Below are 952 nucleotides of genomic sequence, written 5' to 3'. Positions count from 1 at the left end.
ACCGCTGAAGAAGCGGAGTTTACATAGGGTCAATGAGCATTTTGAGTTCGTACTCACCGTGCAACGGCTCACCAAGCGCGGCAGACTTTGAACAGGCTCTTAGAGCCTGTTCAAAGTCTCTGAGTAGAGCAGAGTGTGAGAAAATATAGAGGTGAGAAAAAGCTACCCAAGCGATATCAGTCGCGAACAATTTGAAGTGATCAGACCACTTCTGGAAAGCGCGCGTAAGAGAACAAGTCCCCGTCGAGTGGACTTGTATGAGGTGTTTTGTGCCGTGCTGTACCTGCTCCGCAGTGGCTGCCAATGGCGCATGCTTCCTGAAGTGTTTCCCAAATGGCGTACCGTCCATTCGTACTTCACCATGTGGAGTGAGCCGCGTGAAGGTGGCAGCCTGCTGGAGCAGGCGCTTAAAAAATCAGGTTGGCGCGGCCCGAGAGAAACTGGGGCGGAGCGCTTGCAGCAGGTTCTTGATCGTGGACGCGCAGAGCGTGAAGAACACTGATACTGCGGGGTTAAAAGGCTACGATGCGGGTAAGAAGATATCAGGCATCAAGCGCCATATAGTTGTGGACACACAGGGCCTGCCACATGCGGTGGCCGTGACTACAGCGGAGGTAACAGACCGCAAAGGAGCGCTACAGGCGCTACGGCAATGTAAATCCAGATTGATTGGGGCTCAGAGCCTGCTGGCGGATAGTGGCTATGTCGGCAAACCCTTTGCTCAAGGCGTGAGTGAAATTCTGGGGGCGGACGTGACGGTGCAGATTGCCAAACGGAGCGAACTGCATACCTTCAAGGTGATGCCCAAACGCTGGGTTGTTGAGCGCAGCTTCGCTTGGTTGGAAAAGAGCAGAAGGCTGTGGAAGAACTGCGAGCGGAAACTCAATACCAGCTTGCAGTTCATCCATCTGGCCTTCTTGGGGCTCTTACTCAAAAGACTTTGAACAGGCTC

At 53.6% G+C, this 952-nt stretch carries 1 protein-coding gene; it reads left to right on the top strand.

The window, feature by feature from the left end; translation table 11 throughout:
• The first annotated feature begins 151 nt into the window (after positions 1–151).
• Positions 152–944 (top strand): IS5 family transposase gene (locus tag VI26_RS23990; RefSeq protein ID WP_156183960.1). Its coding sequence is split into 2 segments (ribosomal slippage): positions 152–411 and positions 410–944, totalling 795 coding nucleotides; the frame shifts between segments, so codons are not numbered across the junction.
• The last annotated feature ends 8 nt before the right edge of the window (positions 945–952 follow it).

Origin of the sequence: Chromobacterium sp. LK1, assembly GCF_001043555.1 — a bacterium.
Lineage (GTDB): Bacteria > Pseudomonadota > Gammaproteobacteria > Burkholderiales > Chromobacteriaceae > Chromobacterium > Chromobacterium aquaticum.
The sequence above is the reverse complement of the archived record's forward strand: the minus strand, read 5'-3'. Positions and strand labels throughout refer to the sequence as shown.